The sequence below is a fragment of the Streptomyces sp. NPDC090022 genome, from assembly GCF_044748145.1.
Classification (GTDB): Bacteria; Actinomycetota; Actinomycetes; order Streptomycetales; family Streptomycetaceae; genus Streptomyces.
The window spans coordinates 100994-120995 of sequence record NZ_JBIVFN010000007.1; the positions used below are offsets into that span (position 1 = coordinate 100994).

General features: G+C 76.7%; 12 protein-coding genes. 7 read left to right on the top strand and 5 right to left on the bottom strand.

The window, feature by feature from the left end; translation table 11 throughout:
• Window positions 1-172 precede the first annotated feature (172 nt).
• The 3 genes from ACIPXB_RS16405 to ACIPXB_RS16415 form a co-directional block, all read right to left on the bottom strand.
• Window positions 173-1708 (bottom strand): FG-GAP-like repeat-containing protein, encoded by a 1536-nt coding sequence (locus ACIPXB_RS16405; RefSeq protein ID WP_401449856.1) that lies wholly within the window; start codon window positions 1706-1708, stop codon window positions 173-175.
• A gap of 125 nt (window positions 1709-1833) precedes the next feature.
• Entirely contained in the window at window positions 1834-2337 is a 504-nt protein-coding gene (locus ACIPXB_RS16410; RefSeq protein WP_401449858.1) for a hypothetical protein, read from the bottom strand.
• 83 nt (window positions 2338-2420) lie between these two features.
• Window positions 2421-5747 (bottom strand): ALF repeat-containing protein, encoded by a 3327-nt coding sequence (locus tag ACIPXB_RS16415; RefSeq protein ID WP_401449860.1) that lies wholly within the window; start codon window positions 5745-5747, stop codon window positions 2421-2423.
• A gap of 253 nt (window positions 5748-6000) precedes the next feature.
• Between ACIPXB_RS16415 and ACIPXB_RS16420 the strand changes: the two genes are divergently transcribed.
• From ACIPXB_RS16420 to ACIPXB_RS16435, 4 genes are all read left to right on the top strand, one after another.
• On the top strand, window positions 6001-6945 hold the full coding sequence (locus ACIPXB_RS16420; protein ID WP_401449863.1) for a LysR family transcriptional regulator: 945 nt from the start codon (window positions 6001-6003) through the stop codon (window positions 6943-6945).
• A gap of 92 nt (window positions 6946-7037) precedes the next feature.
• Window positions 7038-7868, top strand: a complete 831-nt coding sequence (locus ACIPXB_RS16425) for an inositol monophosphatase family protein (protein ID WP_401449865.1) — start codon at window positions 7038-7040, stop codon at window positions 7866-7868.
• Between the two features lie 117 nt (window positions 7869-7985).
• Complete coding sequence (locus ACIPXB_RS16430) at window positions 7986-9413, top strand: phytoene desaturase family protein (RefSeq protein WP_401449867.1); 1428 nt, start codon at window positions 7986-7988, stop codon at window positions 9411-9413.
• The gene (locus ACIPXB_RS16435) at window positions 9407-9922 is read left to right on the top strand and encodes an O-acetyl-ADP-ribose deacetylase (protein ID WP_401449870.1); all 516 of its coding nucleotides are present in this window, start codon (window positions 9407-9409) and stop codon (window positions 9920-9922) included. Before ACIPXB_RS16430 ends, ACIPXB_RS16435 begins: the two co-directional genes overlap by 7 nt.
• Before the next feature lie 69 nt (window positions 9923-9991).
• On the opposite strand, the gene ACIPXB_RS16440 is transcribed toward ACIPXB_RS16435, so the two are convergent.
• Window positions 9992-10285 carry a hypothetical protein gene (locus ACIPXB_RS16440; RefSeq protein ID WP_401449872.1) on the bottom strand — a complete coding sequence of 98 codons (294 nt, stop codon included), beginning with the start codon at window positions 10283-10285 and terminating at the stop codon, window positions 9992-9994.
• A 371-nt stretch (window positions 10286-10656) separates the two neighbouring features.
• Here ACIPXB_RS16440 and ACIPXB_RS16445 point away from each other — a divergent pair, with 371 nt between their 5' ends.
• On the top strand, window positions 10657-13395 hold the full coding sequence (locus ACIPXB_RS16445) for a LuxR C-terminal-related transcriptional regulator (protein WP_401449875.1): 2739 nt from the start codon (window positions 10657-10659) through the stop codon (window positions 13393-13395).
• Window positions 13396-13611: 216 nt separating this feature from the next.
• Here ACIPXB_RS16445 and ACIPXB_RS16450 read toward each other — a convergent pair whose 3' ends face one another.
• A complete protein-coding gene (locus tag ACIPXB_RS16450) occupies window positions 13612-14895 on the bottom strand; it encodes a hypothetical protein (RefSeq protein WP_401449878.1) in 1284 nt (427 codons plus the stop codon).
• A 182-nt stretch (window positions 14896-15077) separates the two neighbouring features.
• Between ACIPXB_RS16450 and ACIPXB_RS16455 the strand changes: the two genes are divergently transcribed.
• Window positions 15078-15797 carry a response regulator transcription factor gene (locus ACIPXB_RS16455; protein ID WP_401449881.1) on the top strand — a complete coding sequence of 240 codons (720 nt, stop codon included), beginning with the start codon at window positions 15078-15080 and terminating at the stop codon, window positions 15795-15797.
• 125 nt (window positions 15798-15922) lie between these two features.
• Window positions 15923-20002, top strand: coding sequence for a CARDB domain-containing protein (locus ACIPXB_RS16460; RefSeq protein WP_401449884.1), 4080 nt, complete (start codon window positions 15923-15925; stop codon window positions 20000-20002).

Below are 20002 nucleotides of genomic sequence, written 5' to 3' on the forward strand. Positions count from 1 at the left end.
GGGGGGGCGGCCGACGCCGGGCCGGGGGGGGGGGGGGGCCCGGGGGGGGGGGGGGGGGCGCCCCCCGGGGGGGGGGGCGCGGGGGCCCGCGGGGGGGGGGGGGGGGCGGGGGGGGGGGCCCCCCCCCACGGCCCGTGGTGAGCTGCGGTGTCCGGGCCCGGCCCGGTGCCGGTCAGCTGATGGAGCGGATGGCGCCCCAGCCGCCGCTGCCGACCTGGACGCTCGGGCCGTCCACGGGGCCGTGGATCGAGGTGCCGCCCTTGTAGAACTTCAGGGTGCCGTCGCCGGCGGTGGCCCACATGTCGGCGGTGCCGTCGCCGTTCGCGTCGGCCGCGCCGGCGATCAGGGGCCGGAAGGCGGTGGTGTACGCGCGGCCGTACTCGGTGCGCGAGCTGAAGGTCTTCCCGTCGGGCTGGCCCATGTAGTGGTACAGGATGCCGTCCCGGGTGTCGCGGGCGAGCAGGTCGACCCAGCCGTCGTGGTCGGCGTCGCCGGGGGCGGTCAGGTCCATGACGTCCCAGCCGCCGTTGCCGATCACCACGGGCGCGCCGACGGCCGCGGCGGTGCCGACGACACCCGGGTAGAGGAAGAGCTTGTTGGTGTGCTTGACGAGCAGGTCCGGCTTGCCGTCCCGGTTGGTGTCACCGACCGCCACGACCTGTGCGGTGGTGGGCAGACCGGCGGCGATCTTGATCGGCGCGCCCAGGGAGCCGTTGCCGAGGTTGGGGTAGACGCGGAGCTCGCCGCCGACGCGGGCGACGACGTCCTCCATCGCGTCGCCGTTCCAGTCGCCCCGGTGCGTCACGGAGGCGCCCGCCCAGCCGCCGCTGCCGATGACCGTGGGCGTGCCGAGGGCACCGGTGCCCGTACCGGGGTACAGCCGCAGCTTGCCGGCGTCGTCGACCGCGACGAGGTCCGGCTTGTTGTCGCCGGTCAGGTCGCCCGGAGCGGCGTACGCCGTGCTCGCGACCCAGGCGCGCACGTCGTCCACGCGGGTCGCGACGGCCCCGGTACGGGTCTCCGTGGCCGGCGTGCCGAGGCATCCGCCCTGCCACGAACGGCTGGTGACGGCGAGGAGCTCCTGGGTGCCGCCCGTTTCGCGCAGCACGGGGCCGCCCGCGTCGCCCTTGCAGACGACCCCGTCGCCGGAGGCCGTCAGAGCGAGGTCGGCCGAGCCGTCGCCGGCCGCCGTGAACGACGCGGTGTGCAGGCGGTCGGGAACCCAGCTCGTCTTCGTACGGCCGAAGCCGGCCGCGCGCACCGCCTCGTCGGCCGCCGCGGGCCTGGTGGCCAGGACGGCCGGCTTCAGGTGGGCGATGCCGGTGTCCAGCTGCACCATGACCAGGTCCCGGTCGGGGTGCGGGACGAGCTGGATCGCGGAGCGGGTGGCTCCGGCGGTGGTCTGGGTCAGGTCCGGCCGGCCGACGGTGACCGTCGTGGCGGCCGTGGGCTTGCCGGGCTGGACACGGCCCGTCGCGTCGGCGAAGCAGCTCGCGGCGGACAGGACCCACCGGGGGGCGACGAGGGTGCCCGTGCAGGCCCGGTCGGTGTCGCCGATGGCGATGCTGGCGGTGTGGGCGTGGGCGGCCGCGTCGGCGGCGGTTCCCTGCAGGGCCTGCGAGGGCGTGGCGAGCAGGCCTGCGGCCACGAGGGCGACGACGGCGGCGCCGCCGGTGGTACGAGCTCTGCGCCTGCGTGCGTGGGACATGACGTTCTCCGGAAGATCGAATCAGATCGAATTCAAGGGGTCCGGCCGTGCGACACGGCGGACGGAAGTGGGGGGCGCATGCGACGGTGCGGCGGGCTCTCCCCGCCGCACCGTCGGTGAACGGGCTACGAGGAGACGGAGATCTCGACGAGGACGTGATCGCGGCGCTCGGGGTCGGCTGCCTCGCCGACGCCCTTCCACTCGTTGGGGGCGACCGTCACGTTCTGCTTGCTGCCCTCGGCGGTCAGCGTCACATCGGCCTGGTGGGCGGCGTCGCCCTTCATCCCGTAGACCGCGGGGATCTCCAGGCTCAGGTAGCCGGTCTTCCCGGTGACGCGGAAGCAGATCTTGCCGTTGGTGCGCGAGTACACCTCCATCAGCCCGGTGGCCGAGGCGCAGTCGGCGAGCGTGACGTGCCCGTCACCGCGCTTGAGGGTGATGCCCAGTTCGGCCTGGATCCTGCCGGCGTCCGGGTAGGCGAAGTCCTCCACCGCGTAGGGCGGCAGGTCGCCGCCCGCCGGGGCGGCCGCGGCGGCCGGGGTGCCGGTGGCGTACGTGGCGCCGACGGCGGCGGCGACGCAGGCCGCCGCAGCCGTGGCGGTCACGAGGACGCGTCGTACGAGCTTCATGGTGCTGGTGTTCCTTCTCGTCTGGAGGGAGTGGGCCCGTCGCGGCGGGCGACGGGCCGGGGTGGTGACCGGGGAGGTGGGGGCTACCAGGTCAGCAGTCCGATGAGGGGCGTGACCACGTCCGAGGCGACCTGGGCGACCTTGGCGCCCACCTCTTCCGCGATGCCGAGCTTCTTGAAGACCGATCCCCTGCCGAGGGTGGCCCCGCCGAGGATGAAGAGGCCGAGAGCCGAGTGGAACTCGCCGCTGTCCCAGCCGTACGCCTGTCCCGAGAAGTAGGCGCTCGCCCCCTGCAGGGCCAGGGAGACGCCACCCAGGACGAGGGCCGCCGTTCCCAGGACGGGTGAGGCCGGGCTGGGCACCAGGGCGGCGACGCCGACCACGACCGCCGCCCAGCCGGTGATCGTGCTCCAGTGCCCCGTGACGGACGCCCAGTCCTTGTCGCTGCTGGTGTCCTGGGGCCACAGGCCCAGGTCCACGTACCACGGGGTGTCGTTGTCGGCGGTCTGGGACGGGTTGGTTCCGGCCTGCTCGTGCTGCTTCGCCTCAGCCGCGGCCGCTTTCGCCGCCGCTTCGAGCTCGGCCCGCCGCTTCGCCTTCGCGGTGCGCGCGGCACCGCTCGCGGCGTCAGCGGCGGCCTTGGCGTCCTGGCCGGCCTGCTGGGCGGAGGCGTGCGCGCGCGTGGCGGACGCCTGCGCGTCCGCCGCGTAGGACAGGGCCTGCCGGGCGGAGCCGACGGCCTGGCGCATCGAGTGGTTCGCGGACCGGGCCGCACCGCGCGCCAAGGAGGCGGCCTGCTTCGCGCTCTGAGCCGACTGCGCCGCCGCGGCGGCCGACTTGTCGGCGGCGTCCGCGTGGGCCTTGGCGTCCCGGGCCGAGGTTTCGGCGTCCTTCGCGTGCCCCTGCGCCTTCTGCTGCCACTTGTCCGCGTCCGCCGCCGCCTGCCGGGCGTCCGCCGCGGCCTTGGACGCCCAGGCGGCGTGCTCCAGGGCCTTCGCCGCCACCTTCGCGGCGTGCGCGATCGACGCGCGCATCGCGGCGACGTGGGTGGCGTGGTCCTGGTCCAGGCGGGCGACGTCGAACTTGTCGTGGAGGACGAAGTTCCGCCGCATGCGGGCGGGACCCTCCAGGACGATCTGCGCGGCCGACTTCATGTACGGGCCACCGGACGAGAGCAGCCCGAACACCTCGGCCTGGTCGTCCGTCTTGACGGCCTCCAGCAGGTCCACGGTGAGGAAGCGGTGCAGGGCCGCGGCGCTCCCGTCGCCCAGCGCGGCCTCCGCCTTGGCCTTGACGGCCTTGCCGGGACTCTGGTTCAGGATCTCGAAGACCGTGACACGGTTCTGCGTGGCGGCGGCCTCGACGACCCCGGTGGTGAGGAAGTCGCGGGCCGCGTTCGGGTCGTCGCTCGCCAGGGCCCGGTGGGCGGCTTCGGCGACGGCGGGGCCGGCCGCCCTGGCGACGGCCAGCACGGCCTCCCGGTCGTCCTGCTGCTCGGCGAGGAGCCGGTCGGTGTCGATCCAGTTGGCGACATCGTGGTCGGTGCCCGCGAGCGCGAACTCGGCCGCCTCACGCGTCCAGTTTCCCGTGGAGTCGAGGAGCTTGACCGCCGCCTTCCGGCCGGCTGCGACGGCCGTGGCCGTGTCGCCGGCCCGCAACGCCTGTCCGGCGGCGGCGACGAGGTCCTTGATGTCCGAGCCGGTCCGGTCCGCCTGCGTGCGTTCCCGGGCGGCCCGGCCCGCCTCGGCGATCTCGGCCTGCGCCCCGAGGCGGGCCTCCTCGACCCCGAGTTCGGTGTCCTCGGCGAGGCGGGCGGTCTCCGCCGCCCGGGCCGCCTGCTCCACCGCCTGCGCCTCCTTGACCGCGTCGGCGGCCGTGCCGGCCGCGCGCACGGCGGCGTCCGCGTAGGCGGTGGACCGCTTGGCGTACTCGATCGCCTTGCCCGCGTTCGCCGCGGCGTCCTCGGCCGCGGCCGCGGCCTTCTCCGCATGGTCCGCGGCGCTGTTGGCGGCGTCGCGTGCCACACGAGCCGCGGCGGCGGCCCGGTTCGCCAGGGTCTGCGAGACGGTCGCGGCCCGGGTCGCGCGTGCTGCGGCCGCGTCGGCCTGGGCCGCTGCCGCCCTCGCCGCGGCCGCCTGGGACTGGGCGCGGCCGGAGGCGGTGGTGGCGGCGTCGGCGGCGGCGTTGGCCGCGGTCGCGGCGCTCCGTGCCGCGTCGGCGGCATCGGCGCCCGCGGTGGACGCCTGCCGGGCGACTTCAGCGGCTTCGCCGGCGGCTTTGGCCGTCGTACGCGCGTGGCCGGCCGCGTCCCGCGCGCCCTGGGCGGCCTGGCGCGCGGCCGAGGCCTTGGAGGCGTCCTTCGAGGCGGCGATGGCGGCGTTGTAGGCCCGCGAGGCCGCATGGCCCGCGGAGGCGGCGGCGCCCGCGGCGGCCTGAGCGGCCCGCGCGGCGCGGCCGGAGGCGGCCTGAGCGGTACGGGACGCGGCGATGGCGGTATGGGCGGCGCTCGCGGCTCCCCGTGCGGCGCTCGCGGCGCTGTTCGCCGCGCCGGCCGACCGCTTCACGTCGTCCTGGGCCGCCCGAGCCTCGTCCGCGGCCTTCAGAGCGGCGGCCTTCGCCTTCTCGGCCGCTTCCTTCGCCCGGTTGGAGGCGGCGACGGCCTGCTCCGTCTGGAGCTTCGCGCGAAGGCCCTCCCGTAGCACGATCTTGACCAACTGGTCGATCGTCGCGGCCTCTTCGTCGCGGGACCGGGCGATGTACTGACCGGAGACGAGGAACTGATGGATCGCCTGCGGCGATCCATCGCCCAGGGCGCGCTCCGCGTACTTCCTGACCTCGGGAGAGGCGGTGGTGAGGATCGTGAAGACCTCGGCCCTGTCGTCCTCCTGCTGCGCCGTGTGCTGGGTCTCCTCCAGGAACTTCCGCAAGGCCTCCCTGGTGCCCTGGTCCAGGGCCTTGGCCGCCTCCCGCCGGACGGCGGTGCCGCTGTTGTTCATGATGGTGAACACCGCTGCCCGCAGATCGGTCAGCACGGACGACGCGTAACCGTCGGCCAGGTAGGCGGTGATCGCGGCGTCCCCGGCGGACAGCGCCGTCCCGGCGCTGTCCCGGACCGACTTGTCCGCGTAGGGCAGGACGGTGAGGACGGAGAAGCGGTTGTCGTCCGCCTTCGCGACGGGCAGCTCGTCGGCGAGGAAGGCCGACACGGCGGCCGGGGAGCCCGCCAGCGCGACGGCCGCGGCCTCCCGGACCGCCCGGCCCCCGGTCTTGTACGCCCACACGGCCCTGCCCCGGTCGCTGTCGGGCAGGCCGCTGCCCGTGCCGGCCGCGGTGCCGTCGGCGGCCCGGGCCGGACCGGCGGTCAGGGTGATGACGGACGGAAGGGCCGGAACCGCGGCGGCTCCGGCCAAGGTGCTGAGTATCCGGCGTCTGCTCCACAGCGACGGGGGCGTCACGGGCACACCTCGGTGACACCGTCGCGCGACGGGCAGGGCAGGGCGACGATCTTGCCCAAAGGAGATCTCCTCGGTCTACGTGCGAAGCGGGTGGATGCGGCATCCCGGCAGGGCGATCGAACGCCGGCCGCGCCGTCCCCAGCAGGCTCTCGTTTTGGAGATCATCCGAACAACACCTGATACTGGAACCCGCGTTTAACCAGGCTCAATGCGCGAGCCGGCCACGAAGAGAAGGAGCGCGGTGCTCGAACGCCTGGAGCTCGAAGCGTTCCTCGCCCTGGCGGAGGAACTCCACTTCGGCCGCACCGCCCAGCGCCTGGGCGTCACCACGGGCCGGGTCAGCCAGATCATCAAGAAGCTGGAACGACTCGTGGGAGCACCGCTGTTCGACCGGACCAACCGCAGTGTCCGGCTGTCCCCGCTGGGCCAGCGGCTGCACGACGACCTGCGGCCCGGCTACGAGCAGATCCAGGCGGGGCTCGACGGCGCGATCGCCAGCGTCCGGCGGAGCCGGTCGACGCTGCGGGTGGGATTCGTCGGCGCCGCCGCCGGGCAGGTCGTCCACCAGGCCCGGGACCTCTTCCAGGAACGCGAACCGGACTGCCGCGTCCACGCCCGGGAAGCACAGGTCGTCGACGCCGTCGCCCGGCTGAACGCCGGCGACGTCGACGTCCTGGTGCTGAGCCTGCCGATTTCCGGGCCGCACCTGGTCGTCGGCCCCGTACTGATCTCCGAGCCGCGGCTGCTGGCCGTTCCCGCACCGCACCCCTTCGCCCGCCGCGAGAGCCTGGTGACGGAGGACCTCGCGGACATCCCGATCCTGCGGCTGGCCGGCGCCCTGCCGGGCGACTGGCCCTCCGACCGCTGGCCGCAGCACACGCCGCGCGGGCGGGCGATCGCCTCGGGCCCGCGGTTCGAGACCTTCCAGGAAGCCCTGCAGCTCATCGCGGCGGGCCGCGGCGGCTACATGGTCGGCGAGCAGGTCACCCGTTTCTACACGCGACCCGACGTCGCGTACGTCCCCCTCCGCGACGCCCCGCCCATCGACTGGGCCCCCGTCTGGCTGAAGGCCAACAACACGCCCCGCGTCCGCGCCTTCGCCCGGACCGCCGAGGAGGCCGCCCGCCACCTCTACGCCGGCGCGGCCCGCTGATCCCCCGGGCGACTACCGGGCGCGGCCGTCTCTTCACCCCCCGTCCACCGGTGCGGGTGGGGTTTGTCGGTGCGGCGTGGTGTGATGGAGACATGATCGAAGAGTTTCTGGCCCGCAACCTGTCCGATGTCGAGGAAGCCGTCCGCAAGGCAGCGGCGGTCGAGATCATGCCGAGGTTCCGGCAGCTCTCCGAGCACGAGGTCGACGAGAAGAGCGGCCCGCACGACCTGGTGACCATCGCCGACCGGCGCGCCGAGGAGCACCTGACCGCCGCCCTGACCCTGCTGCTGCCGGGCTCCGTGGTGGTCGGCGAGGAGGCCGTCCACGCCGACCCGACCGTCTACGGGGCGCTGCGCGACGACGCGCCCGTATGGATCGTGGACCCGGTCGACGGGACCCGTCAGTTCGTGGGCGGCGAGCCCGCCTTCTGCACCCTGGTCGCCCTGGCGCAGCGCGGCGAGATCCTCGCCTCCTGGACGTACGCCCCGGCGCTGGAGGAGATCGCCACGGCCGTGCGCGGCCAGGGGGCGTACGTCAACGGCGAGCGGATCCACAGCGGTTCCCCGGAGCCGGGCGCCGACCTGCGCGTGGCCATGGCCCACCCGCTGTACACGAGCGAGGAGGACAAGCGGATCCTGGGCCGCCTCGACGTGCCCGGCATCGCGGCCCGCCCCTGCGGTTCGGCGGGCCTGGAGTACCTGCGGGTGGCGCGCGGCGAGATGGACGGCCTGGCCTTCACCTGGCCCTCCGCCTGGGACCACGCGGCCGGGCTGCTGCTGGTCGCCGAGGCGGGCGGCGCGCAGAGCACGGTGGCGGGCGAGCCGTTCCGCGTGGACCGGGACAACGCGCTGCCGTTCGCCGTCGGCCGCGACGAGGCGACCGCGCTGCGCATCCGCGACCTGCTGCGCGGCGACGCCGCGTAGGGCCGGCGGGGGATCGGTGGGCCCGGGCCCGGCCGGGCGGGCGGCGGGCGGAATATCCTGGAGGGGCCGGGGGCGCCGCCGCCGGTGCTGGGCCCAGGCAGGCGAAGGAGTCGCGAGGTGCCGTCGATTCTCGATGCGGTCGTCGTGGGGGCGGGGCCCAATGGGCTGACGGCCGCCGTCGAACTGGCCCGGCGCGGCTTCTCGGTGGCCGTGTTCGAAGCCGCCGACGCGGTGGGCGGGGGTGCCCGCACCGAGGAACTCACCCTGCCCGGCTTCCGGCACGACCCCTGCTCGGCCGTACACCCGCTGGGCATCGGCTCGCCCGTCTTCGCCACCATGCCGCTGGCCCGCTACGGCCTCGAATGGCTGCAGCCCCCGCTGCCCATGGCCCACCCCTTCGACGACGGCACGGCCGCCGTGCTCTCCCGGTCGGTGGCCGAGACGGCGGCCTCCCTCGGCCCCCGGGACGCCGGCACCTACCGCCGGCTCGTCGAGCCCTTCCTCGGCAAGTGGGACACCCTGGCACGGGACTTCATGTCCCTGCCGAACACCGCGCTGCCCCGGGACCCGGTCACCCTGGCCCGGTTCGGGCTCGCCGGACTGCCGCCGTCCACCTGGCTGCTGCGGCGCTTCCACGACGAGCGCGCCCGCGCCCTCTTCGCCGGGCTGGTCGCGCACGTCATCGCCCCGCTCGACGGCATCGCCACCGGAGCCGTCGGACTGGTCTTCGCCCTGGCCGCGCACGCGGGCGGCTGGCCGCTGCCGCGCGGCGGCTCCCAGTCGATCTCGGACGCGCTGGCGGCGTACCTGCGCGATCTCGGCGGCACGATCCACACCGGCTTCGAGGTCAAGCGCCTCGACGACCTCCCGCCCGCCCGGGCGTACGTCTTCGACACCTCCCCGACCGCGCTGGCGCGGATCGCCCGCCTGGGGCGGGCGTACGACGGGTACCGCTACGGCGCCGCCGTGTTCAAGATCGACTACGCGCTGTCCGGCCCCGTCCCGTGGACCGCCGAGGCACCCCGGCGGGCGGGCACCGTCCAGGTGGGCCCCCGCGCCCGCGACATCGACGCCGCCCTCCAGCTCGCCACCGGCGGCCGGGCCCCGCGCGCCCCCTTCCTCATCACCGCGCAGCCCAGCCTGGTGGACCCCTCCCGCGCCCCCGAGGGCAAACACGTCTTCTGGGCGTACGGGCACGTCCCGGCCGGCTGGCAGGGCGACCTCACGGGAGCCGTCGAACGCCAACTGGAGCGTTTCGCCCCGGGCTTCCGCGACCTGGTGCTGGCCCGCGCCACCGCAGGCCCCCCGGAGCTCGCCGCCCGCAACCCCAACTACGTCGGCGGCGACATCGCCTGCGGCGCGGCGTCCGGACTCCAGCTCCTGCTGCGTCCCAAGCTGTCGCTGTCGCCGTACACCACGGCCCACCCGGCCGTCTTCATCTGCTCGTCCGCGACGCCTCCCGGCCCCGGGGTGCACGGCATGTCCGGGCACAACGCGGCGAAGGCCGTGTGGCGCCGGCTGAGAAAGGTCCACCGCTCATGGTGAACATCACGCTGGTCCAGGGCGACATCACGCAGGTGCCGGTCGACGCCGTGGTCAACGCCGCCAACTCCTCCCTCCTGGGCGGCGGGGGCGTGGACGGCGCCATCCACCGCCGGGGCGGCCCGGAGATCCTCGACGCCTGCCGCGCCCTGCGCGCCTCCCGCTACGGCAAGGGCCTGCCCACCGGCCGGGCGGTCGCCACCACGGCCGGCCGTCTCCCGGCCCAGTGGGTCATCCACACGGTGGGCCCGGTCTGGTCGCGCGAGGAGGACCGCTCGGAGCTGCTCGCCTCCTGCTACCGCGAATCCCTGCGCGTCGCCGACGAACTGGGCGCCGCCACCGTCGCCTTCCCGGCGATCTCGACGGGCGTCTACGGCTGGCCGATGGACGACGGCGCGCGCATCGCGGTCGAGACCGTCCGTACGTCCGGGACGGCGGTGGAGGAGGTCCGCTTCGTCCTCTTCGACGAGCCGGCGTACCGGACGTTCGCCGCGCGGATCAGCGCGTCGTAGCGCGGCGGCGGCGCGGAGCGGTCACGCCTCAGCCGGGTGGGCGCGCGGGCGGGTGTGAACGGTCACGCCTCAGACACGGTGGGGGCGCGGGCGGGTGCGCAGGCGGTGGATCTCCCACCAGGACAGGGCCGTCACCGGGACCGGGCCGCCGAGGAGGGCGCAGATCTGAACGGCCGGGGGGCCGGGCGGCGGCCCGCCCGTCGCCAGGCCGAGGGCGGTGGCCTCCCACACCAGTACGCCGGAGAGCACGGCGGGAAGCGCGGTGTGCACTGCGGCGGTGTCGAAGCTGCGGATGGCGGGACCGGCGGCGAACCCGACGAAGACCAGGGTCCAGAGCACGGGCGCGAGCGCCAGGACGACCACGGAGGAACGGTGGCGGCCCGGGCTGGGCGGGCACGTTGGGGCCCGGTCCCTGGGACGGCGGATGCGGTGGCCGCGGCGGACGGGGGCCGCCGTTCGGCGGCCACGACGGCTGGTACGGATCGGGTCCCCCGAAGCTCATCCTGCGCTTCCCTCCCGGATGATCGGTCCTCGTGGTCTTCTGCCCCGGTCAACTCGCCGTCGCCAGGGAGGACATGGGCTCGTGCGAACTTCCTCCACCGGGTCGCCGTCAACTCCGGTGGCCGCGCGCGAGGGTGCTGTTCGCCGGCCGCGGGGCGGTGGGGCGGGGGGAACGCCGGTGGGTTCGTATGGGTGCGTGCCGCGGGGGGTTCGGGCGGTCCTACCATCGGCGCATGGTGGTCTCCTGGTCCTTCCACGGGCGTACTGCGGAGCTGGAGCGGGTACGCCGTGCGCTCACCGGGACGGGCGCGGCGAGCGGTGCGGATGAGACGTACGGGGTGCTGCTGACCGGGGAGGCCGGGGCCGGGAAGACCTGGCTGCTGGACGAGATCCGGCTGGCGCTGCCCGAAGTCCTGCGCGCCGAGGGCTCGGAGGGCACCCGCTCGGTTCCCCTGGGCACGCTCGCGCCCCTGCTCCCCGTCCGCCGGGAACCCGGCGAGAACCGCTGGCACTGGGCCGCCCGCGCCCTGGCCGGGGCCGTGATCTGCGTCGACGACGCCCACCTGCTGGACCCGGTGTCCGCGGCCCTGCTGCAACGCCTCGTCCGCGACGGCGAGGTACGGCTGCTGGCGGCCGTGCGGAGTGGGGCCGGGGTGCCCGAGGCACTGCGGCGGCTGACGGAGGACCGGCTGCTGGACCGCCTGGACCTGCCCTCCTTCACCCCGGCCGAGACCGCCGCCCTGCTCGCGGCGGCCCTCGGCGGCCCGGTGGCCGCGCCGGAGGCGGCCCGGCTGCACGCGCGGACGCAGGGCAACCCGCTGCTGCTGCGCGAGCTGACGCTCGACGCCGTCGACCGCCGCGAACTGCGCCGGGGCGGCGGTGCAGGCGGTGCCGGCGGCGCAGGCGGTTCCGGTGATGGCGGCGACGGTGGTGAGGGTGGTGAGGGTGGTGAGGGTGGTGACGGCGTGTGGGACCGGCCGCCCGGCCGCCGGGCCGGCCCGCCCAGCGCACGCCTGTGCGACCTGGTCGAGACCCGCATCGGCGGCTACGGCGCCGGCCAGGCCCGGCCGGAGCTGCGCGAGCTGCTCGAACTCGTCGCCCTCGGCCAGCCGTTGGAATGCGCCCTGCTGCTCGCACTGGCCGACGTGGCACTGGTGGAGGAGGCCGAGGCCCGCGGCCTGCTGGCGATCCGCGACGACGGGCGGCGGGCCTACGTCCGTACGGCTCGCCCGCTGTACGCCGAGGTGGCCGCCGCGCGCTGCCCGCGCGTACGCGGCCGCCGCCATCACCGGGCGCTGGTACGGGCGCTGGAGGCGACCGGCGCCCGCCGGGCCGGCGACGCGCTGCGGCTGGCCGGCTGGCGGCTCGCGGCCGGGCTCACCGGCGATCCGGCGCCCCTGCTGGCCGGAGCGCGCGACGCCTGGGCGGCGCACGACACGGCGGCGACCGTACGGCTGGCCACGGCGGCCCGGGACGCGGGCGGCGGCACGGAGGCCGCGCTGCTCCTCGCCGGGGCGCTGGAGCGGGCGGAACGGTACGAGGAGGCGGAGCGGGTGCTGGGCGAGTGCGCCGCGCCCGCGATGAGCGAGGCGCAGCGCACCCGGCACGCGGTGCTGCGGGCGCACGTGCTCGGGCCGGGGCTGCGCCGGTACGAGGAGGCCGACCGGGTGCTGACCGAGGCGGCCGCCCACCTCGGCGACCCCGCCCTGCGCTGGGAGGCCGGGGCGCGGCGGGTGGCGCTGGCGGGGGCGCGCGGTGACCACCGGGGCGCGCTGGACCTGGCCGCCGGCCTGCCGGCGCCGCCGGTGGCGGGGCGCTGGACCGGCGCGCTGCCGGCCACGGTGGCCGTGGCGTACGCGCACACCGGGCGGCCGGAGCGGGCGCGGCGGGAGGCGGAGCGGGCCGGGGCGCTGCTGGGCGGCGGGACGCCGGGGGAGGGGACGGAGGAACTGCTGGGGCTGCGGGGCGCGGAGTTCGCCGCCGCGTTCTGGGCCGGGGACCTGGACGGCGCCGAGCGCGCGGCGCACGGGTGCGCGGAGCTCGTGCGGGGGCGTGGCGACTGGCCAGCGGCCCGGCGGTCGGCGGACGCGCTGCACGCGGTGGTCCTGCTGTGGCGGGGACGGCCGGGACCGGCACTGGCCCGCCTCCGGGCGGGCGGCGGCGCGGTGCGCGGAGTCGGTGGCGGCTGTGCCCCGTACGGGGGCGGGGCGGCGTACGGGGGCGGGGCGGCGTACGCGGCGGCGCTGACGGGGGATGTGGCACGGGCGGAGTCGTACCTGGCGGCGGCGGCGGACCGGGGCGCGGGGGCGCCGGCGGTCCTCGATCCGTGGACGGAACTCGCGCGGCCGTGGGTCGCGGCGGCGGGGGGCCGGGTGACGCGGGCGGTGGAACTGGCCCGGACGGCCGCCGAGCGGGCGGGTGCGGCGGGCCTGACGGGCTGTGAACTGCTCGCCCTGCACGACGTGGCGCGGCTGGGCGGGGCCGGTGGGGCGCGGTCGGTGGCCCGGCGGATGCGGGAGGTCTGCGCGGTGCACGAGGGCGCGCTGGCGGCGGTGTGCGGGGCGCACGTGACGGCGTTGGCCGGGCGGTCGGGTGCGGGGCTGTGGGAGGCGGCGGCGGAGTTCGAACGCCTCGGGTACGGGCTGTTCGCGGCGGAGGCCGCCGGGGGCGCGGCGCGGGTGGCGCCCGGCGTGGCCGCCGCGCGGGCCGCGGCGGCGCGGGCGCACGTGCTGGCGGCGCGGTGCGACGGGGTCGTGCCGGGCACCGTCCCGGCCCTGGCGGGCCTGGCGGCGCCGGCGTTGACGCCGCGGGAACGGGAGATCGGGGCGCTGGCGGCGGCGGGCCTGGCGTCACGGGTGATCGCGGGACGGCTGGGGCTGTCGCCGCGGACGGTGGACAACCACCTGACCAGCGTCTACGCCAAGCTGGGTATTCCGGGCCGGGCCGACCTGGCGTCGGTCCTGACCCCGTAGCGGGCCGCGCCCCTGGGCCGGGTGGCCGGGTGCGGGTACGGGTGTCCTCGGGGCTCCGCCCCGGGCCCCGCGCCTCAATCGCCGGCGGGGCTGGAGTGGTGGCCGGCGGCGTTGGAAGGGTGCCCGGCGGGGCTGGGGTGGTGGCGGGCGGCGCTGGGAGGGCGCCCGGCGGGGCTGGAGTGGTGGCCGGCGGCGCTGGGAGGGTGGCCGGTGGGGTTATTCCAGGGTGCCGCTCAGGAGGGCTGATGTGGTGCATGTCGTGGGGGTGGGGGACGACGGGGGGTGGCCGATCGTGCGGCAGGTCAGGGTGATCGTGATGTCCTGCTTCGGGCCGGCCAGGAGCGCCGAGGCCCAGTGGAAGTCCTGCTCGCGGAAGTTCTCCAGGGCCGGCGACAGCAGCGGTTTGCCGCCGACCGCGAACGTCACCGTGCCCGCGTCGCCCTGCGGGTTCTCCAGGACCAGGTCGGTCAGGCGCAGGACCTTGCCCTCCGGGACCGTGAACGTCGCCGTCTGGGTGCCGTTCGCCGGGGCCGCGGCCGTCAGGCGGTGGGAGAACAGGTTCGCCTGGGGGAGCGGGGCCGGGCCCGTGCCCGGGCTGGGCGTGCCGGCAGCCCCTCGGCCACCGCCCGGCCCGGAGCCACTGCCCGGCCCCGCCGACGCCGCCTCCGCCGCCCGGTCCGCCGTGTCCTTGGCCTCCGCCGCCTTCGACTCGGCCGCCCGCACCGGCCCCTTGACCGCCTCCTTCGCCGCGCCGCGCACCACCGGCCGCAGCAGCGCGAACCAGATCACCGCCAGCGCGACCAGCAGGGCCGCCCCCGCCAGCAGGGCCCGCAGGGCCGTCGCCGACAGGACCGGCCGGTGCAGCAGCGTGCCGTCGAGCGTCACCGCGGGGACGTCCCCGGCCGGGCCCGCCGTCACCTGGAAGGAGTACGGTGTCGGCGTCCCGCGCCACATCCACCGCCTCGCCCGCACGGGGATCCGTACGAACGCCGCCTGTCCCGGCGCGACCACCGTCGCCGCGGACGGCAGCGTGAAGCGCAGCGCGTCCGCAGGGTCCTTCGCCGCCAGCGACACCGTCAGCGGATGGTTGCCCCGGTTGTCCAGCGCCAGCTGGTAACGGGCCCCGGCGCGGCCCTGGTTCAGCCGCGGCGTCAGCTCGGCGTCGAAGTCCGCGTACGCGCCCACCAGCAGGACGCCCTCGGGCACCGTGACGTGCTCCGGCTGCTCCTGCGGTACGACCCGTACCCCGTAGGCGAGTTCGCCCGGCGGCACCGACGCGTCGCGCGGCGGACGGGCCACCACCTCCACCGTGCCCGCCGTGTCCGGGTACAGGGACAGCGTCGCCGGTTCGACCACGGTCCACGCCGCGGCGGGCCCCAGTACCTCGAACGCGTAGGCCTCGACGACGTTGCCGCCGTTGCGCAGCTCCAGCGGGACCCGGACCTCGTCCCCGGGCATGACGGCCGCGGGGGCGGCGTCCAGATGAGCGGAAGTGGTCATGAAGGGACCGTAGGGAGCAGTCCGGAGGCGGGTCCGCACCCGTACGGACACATCCGGGGGCACGCCGCGCTGCCCGTTGAGTCCGCGTGGAGTGCCTGCTGACTGCCCGGGTGTTCACTGGAGTCCGACGCAAGAGGTGGGGCTCTCGCGTGCTGCGGGGGCGCCGGGCAGGGGGGTGCGCGATGCGCTATCAGGGGGAGAGCGGGGCCGAGCGGGTCCCGGTGCGGCTGACCGCCCAGGATCCGATCTCCCGGGCGGGCCTGGCCGGGCAGTTGCGCAACTGCCCGGAGGTACGGCTGCTGGCCGACGACGAGCCGTACGAGCCCCATGAGCCGTACGGGGCGATGGCGTGCGTGGCCGTCGTGTCCGCCGACCGGGTCGGGGAGCGCGAGACGCAGCTTCTGCGGCGTGCCCAGCGCGCTGCCGCCACCGGTGCGTCCGGGGCAGGGGGCGCTGCCGGGGGCGGTGGTGTGGACGCGCGGGTCGTGCTCGTCGTCACCGAGATCGACGACGCCGGGCTGGTGGCCGCCGTCGAGTGCGGGGTCGTGGGCGTCGTACGCCGCTCGGAGGCCTCCAGCGAACGCCTGGTGCAGGTCATCACGGCCGCCGCGCGCGGCGAGGGCAGCGTGCCCGCCGATCTGCTCGGGCGGCTGCTGGACCAGGTCGGCCGGCTGCAACGCCAGGTCCTCGACCCGCGCGGGCTGGCCTTCACCGGGCTCGCCCCGCGCGAGGTGGACGTGCTGCGGCTGGTCGCCGAGGGCAGCGACACCGCGGAGATCGCCCGCGCCCTGGCCTTCTCGGAGCGGACCGTGAAGAACATCCTCCACGACGTCACCACCCGTCTGCAGCTGCGCAACCGCTCGCACGCCGTGGCCTACGCGATGCGGCAGGGGTTCATCTGACCGCGCGGCGGCCACGGGCCCGCACTGCCCGTTGGGGCAGCGGGAGTTACCCGCAACGGTGCCCCGCCCCCGGCTCCGGCCGGGGTGCCGCACCCGCCACGGTTGCCCCGAGGAGGGCTGTCCGGATGCGACGACGTGGTTTCAGGTACGCGCGGACCACGGTGCTGGTGGTGGCCCTGGGCCTGCTGGGGGTCGTCCCCCCGCTGGCACCCCCGGTGACGACCGCCCAGGCACCGTCCGCGCCCGCGGCGCCCGCCGCCCCCGCCGCCCCCGCCGCGCCGGCCGACGCCCCGGATCCCGGGCGCCTCGCGTACGTCGGCGACGGCCCGCACCACACCGTCAACACCGTCGGCCCGCGGGGCGCCCTCGCCCCCCTGCTGCCCGTCGGCGTCGCCGGCAACGACTGCCAGCCCGCCGCCCGCGGCGACGACCTCGTGTGGGTCAGCGACCGCGGCGGCCAGGGCGAGGGGATCTACCGCCGTACCGGCAACGGGCCCACGACCCTGGTGCACCTGCGCACCGGCTGGCGGGCCGCCGACCCCGTCCTGTCGCCGGACCGCCAGTGGGTCGCCTTCGTCGCCTGGGCGAACGACCCCGGTGACGGCACGGAAGCCACCCGGTTCCGCTGCGACGACCGCGGCGGGCGCAGCGGCACCCACGCCCGCCCCGCGGTGTGGGTCGTGCGCACCGACGGCACCGGACTGCGGCAGGTCGTCGCGGACGCAGACACCCCCGACTGGTCGCCCGACGGCACCGAACTGGTCTACACGCACGGCGAGGAGGCCTTCCGGATCCCCGTGGCCGGGGGCACCCCCGTACGGGTCTCGCCCGTCGGCGACCGGGCCCTGGCGCCCGTGTGGGAACCCGCCCTGCCCGGCTCCCGGGACCGGGTCGCCTACCTCTCGCCCGGTGGCACGGGCGGCGAGCACGAGGTGGTCACCGTTCCCGCCGGCGGGCGCGGCACCCGCCCCACCGAGGTCGTGGGCCGCGTCACCTCGCCCGAGGGCCGCCGTGACCTCGCCTGGCGGCCGGACGGCGGCCAGCTGCTGCTCCTCGCGGGCACGGCGTACTACGCCGACCCGGCCACGCCCTGCCCCGGCTGCTCCCTCACCCCGCTCTTCGACCCCGACCAGGTGGTGCCCTTCGAGCAGGAGAACGTCGGCTGGTACACCCCCGCCGGGGCCCCGCCGCAGCCGCTGGTGGCGGGTGAGGACTGGGAGAGCTCGAACATCGAGCGGCAGCGCGCCGGGCTGCCCCTGGACCGGGTCCGACTGCGCGGCGCGCGGGGCCAGGAGTGGGGGTTCGCGGACCCGGCGTACGCGCCCGACGGCAGCCGGCTGGCCTTCGTACGGCTCTTCGGCCTGCTGGGCCTGTCGGGCACCGCCCGCGCCGCGGCCGCCGTCCAGGACGGCGGGCAGATCATGGTGGGGGCGGTGGAGGGGCTCGCGGACGCCCGCCCGCTCACGTACCAGGGCATGAAGCAGGGCGAGAGCCAGGCCCGCCCCGTCTGGTCCCCGGACGGCACCCGGCTGGTCTTCGCGCGCCGCCCGCCCCCGACCGAGGCCGAGTACAACCCGCGCGCCGAGATCGCGGTCGTCGACGTCTCCGGCGCCCCCGCCACCTGGCGGCTGACGCTCACCGTGCCCCGCCTCGCCCGGGACGGCCAGACCTGCCGCTCCGACGACCAGGAACCGAGCTGGTCCCCGGACGGCACCCGGCTGGCCTTCTCCCGCTGGAGCCTGTGCACCACACCGGCGCCGGGCGCAGCACCCGGTGCGCCGGGCGCAGCACCCGGTGGGCCGGGCGGAGCCCCGGGTTCGCCGGGCGGCGGTACGTCCGACGGCGGCACCTCCGACGGCGGCACCTCCGACGGCGGCACCTCCGACGGCGGCACCTCCGACGGCGTCGCCGCGCCGCGTGCCGAAGGGCCGCCCACCTGGCACGAGGACCGGCACATCTGGACGGCCAGCGCCTTCGACGGGCGCGGCCAGTACGACGTCACGGCCGCCCAGTGCGGCGCGGCCTGCTCGGTGATCGACCAGCGCCCCGCCTACGACCCGCGCGCCGGCGCCCTGGCCTTCGTACGGCAGGAGCACTACGTCTCCGAGCCCTCCGTCACCGCCGTGACCGGCCGCCCCAGCATGGTGCTGCTGGCCGCCCCCGACGGCAGCGGCTGCCGGGGCCTGCTGCCGCGGCAGACCGGCTGCCCGGTCACCGTGCCGGCCCCGCCCGCCGGCGCGGCGTACGCCGACGCGGACAGCCCGGCCTGGTCGCCGGGCGGGACCCGGCTGGCCGTGGACGTACGCAAGCTCGGCACCACCGGGCGTACCGGCGACCGGCGCCTGCTCGTCCTCGACCCCGGCACCGGAACCGGCGACGGCGCCGACGGCCGTACCGAGCTGTTCCCCGGCACCACGGGCGTCAGCCAGACCCAGCCCACCTGGGAGCCCAGCGCCGACCTGCACGCCGAACTCACCGCGACCGCGCCGACCCTGCTCCTCGGCGCCACCGGGAAACTGCTCCTCGAACTGCGCAACGACGGCATCGCGCCCGCACCGGCCACCCGGGTCCGCTTCACGCTGCCGGCCGGGCTGACCGCCGCCGGTCCGGCCGACCCCCAGCAGGGCGGCTGCACGCCCGGGCTGGTCTGCGACCTCGGTGTCCTGCCGGCGGGCGGCCGGACCCGGATCGAGCTGCCGGTCAAGGCCGCCGCCCTCGGCGCGCACGAGGCCACGGCCACCGCCGAGACCGCCCTGCCCGACCACCGCCCGGCCGACAACCGGGCCTCGGTCCGCGTCACCGTGGTCGTCCCGGACCTCGAGGTCACCGCGACCGCCACCCCGTCCCTCCTCAAGGTCGGCGAACGGTCGACGGTCACCTTCACCGTCCGCAACACCGGCACGGCCGCCGCCGAGGACACCCGGCTCACGATGACCGTCCCGCCCGGCCCGGCCCTGGTCACCGGCACCGCCTGCCCGGCCGCCGGCTGCGCGCTGGGCACCCTGGAGCCGGGCCAGGAACGGACGTTCACCTGGGGCTACACCTCCGCCGACGCCTTCTCCGGCACCCTCGAGGGCACGGCGGCCACCAGCACCCGCGGCGGAGTCGACGGCAACCCCGGCAACGACCGCGCCACCGTCGACCTCACCTTCGTCGACCCGCGCCGCCCCGACCCGGCGGTCACCGTCACCGCCACCCCCGGCCGGATGCTCACCAACGACCAGGCCACCGTCGTCTACACCGTCACCAACCGCGGGGCCGCCCCCGCCCGGGCCGTCCTGCTCACCCCGGTGCTCCCGGCCGGGATGACCGTGCTCACCGCCACCCCGTCCTGCCCCGCCGACGGCTGCGCCCTCGGCGACCTGGCCCCGGGCGCCGTCGTCACCGTCACCCGCGTCGTCACCTCGCCGACCCCGCTCAGCGGCGCCGCCACCGGCACCCTTTCCACCCCCGGCCCGGACACCGACCCCACCAACAACGCCGCCTCGGCACCCCTGGTCGTGGACGGCCGGCCGCCGCCCCCGCCGCCCCAGGCCCGGCCCGCGAACCCGGCCGTCAGCGTGACCGCCGCACCCCGCACCGCCTACACCGGCGGCAAGGTCACCGCCGAGGTGACCGTCCGCAACACCGGGGCCGCCCCGGCGACCGGACTCACCCTGGCCCTCACCGTCCCGCCGGGCCTGGCGATCACCTCCGTCTCCCGGCCGGGCTGCACCACCGCCGCCGGCTGCGCCCTGCCCGCCCTCGCCGCCGGCGCGAGCACCTCCGTACGCCTGGAGCTGGCCGCCGGTCCCGCACTGACCGGGGCGGTCACCGCCACCGTCACCACCACCGGCACCGACGCCTCGGCGGCCGACAACACGGCGTCCGCGCCCGTGACCGTACGGCAGCCCGCGCTGGCCCTCAGCCCGGCGCTGGGACCGCCCGGCTCGGCCACCCAGGCGTACGGCAGCCAGTTCCCGCCGGGCGCGACGGTCACCCTGCGCTGGAGCCGCGGCGTGACGGCGGCCACCGCACCGGTGGTCGTCGCGGCCGACGGCACGTTCACGGCCTCGGTGCTGGTCATGGCACAGGACACCCTCGGCGAACGGGAACTGGCGGCCGGCCAGGCCCTGGTCGCCACACCCCTCTTCACGCAGGTCCCGGCGCCGTTCCTGGTCGTCCCCGGCGTGCTCCAGCCCTCCGACTTCCAGTGGCGCAGGTGA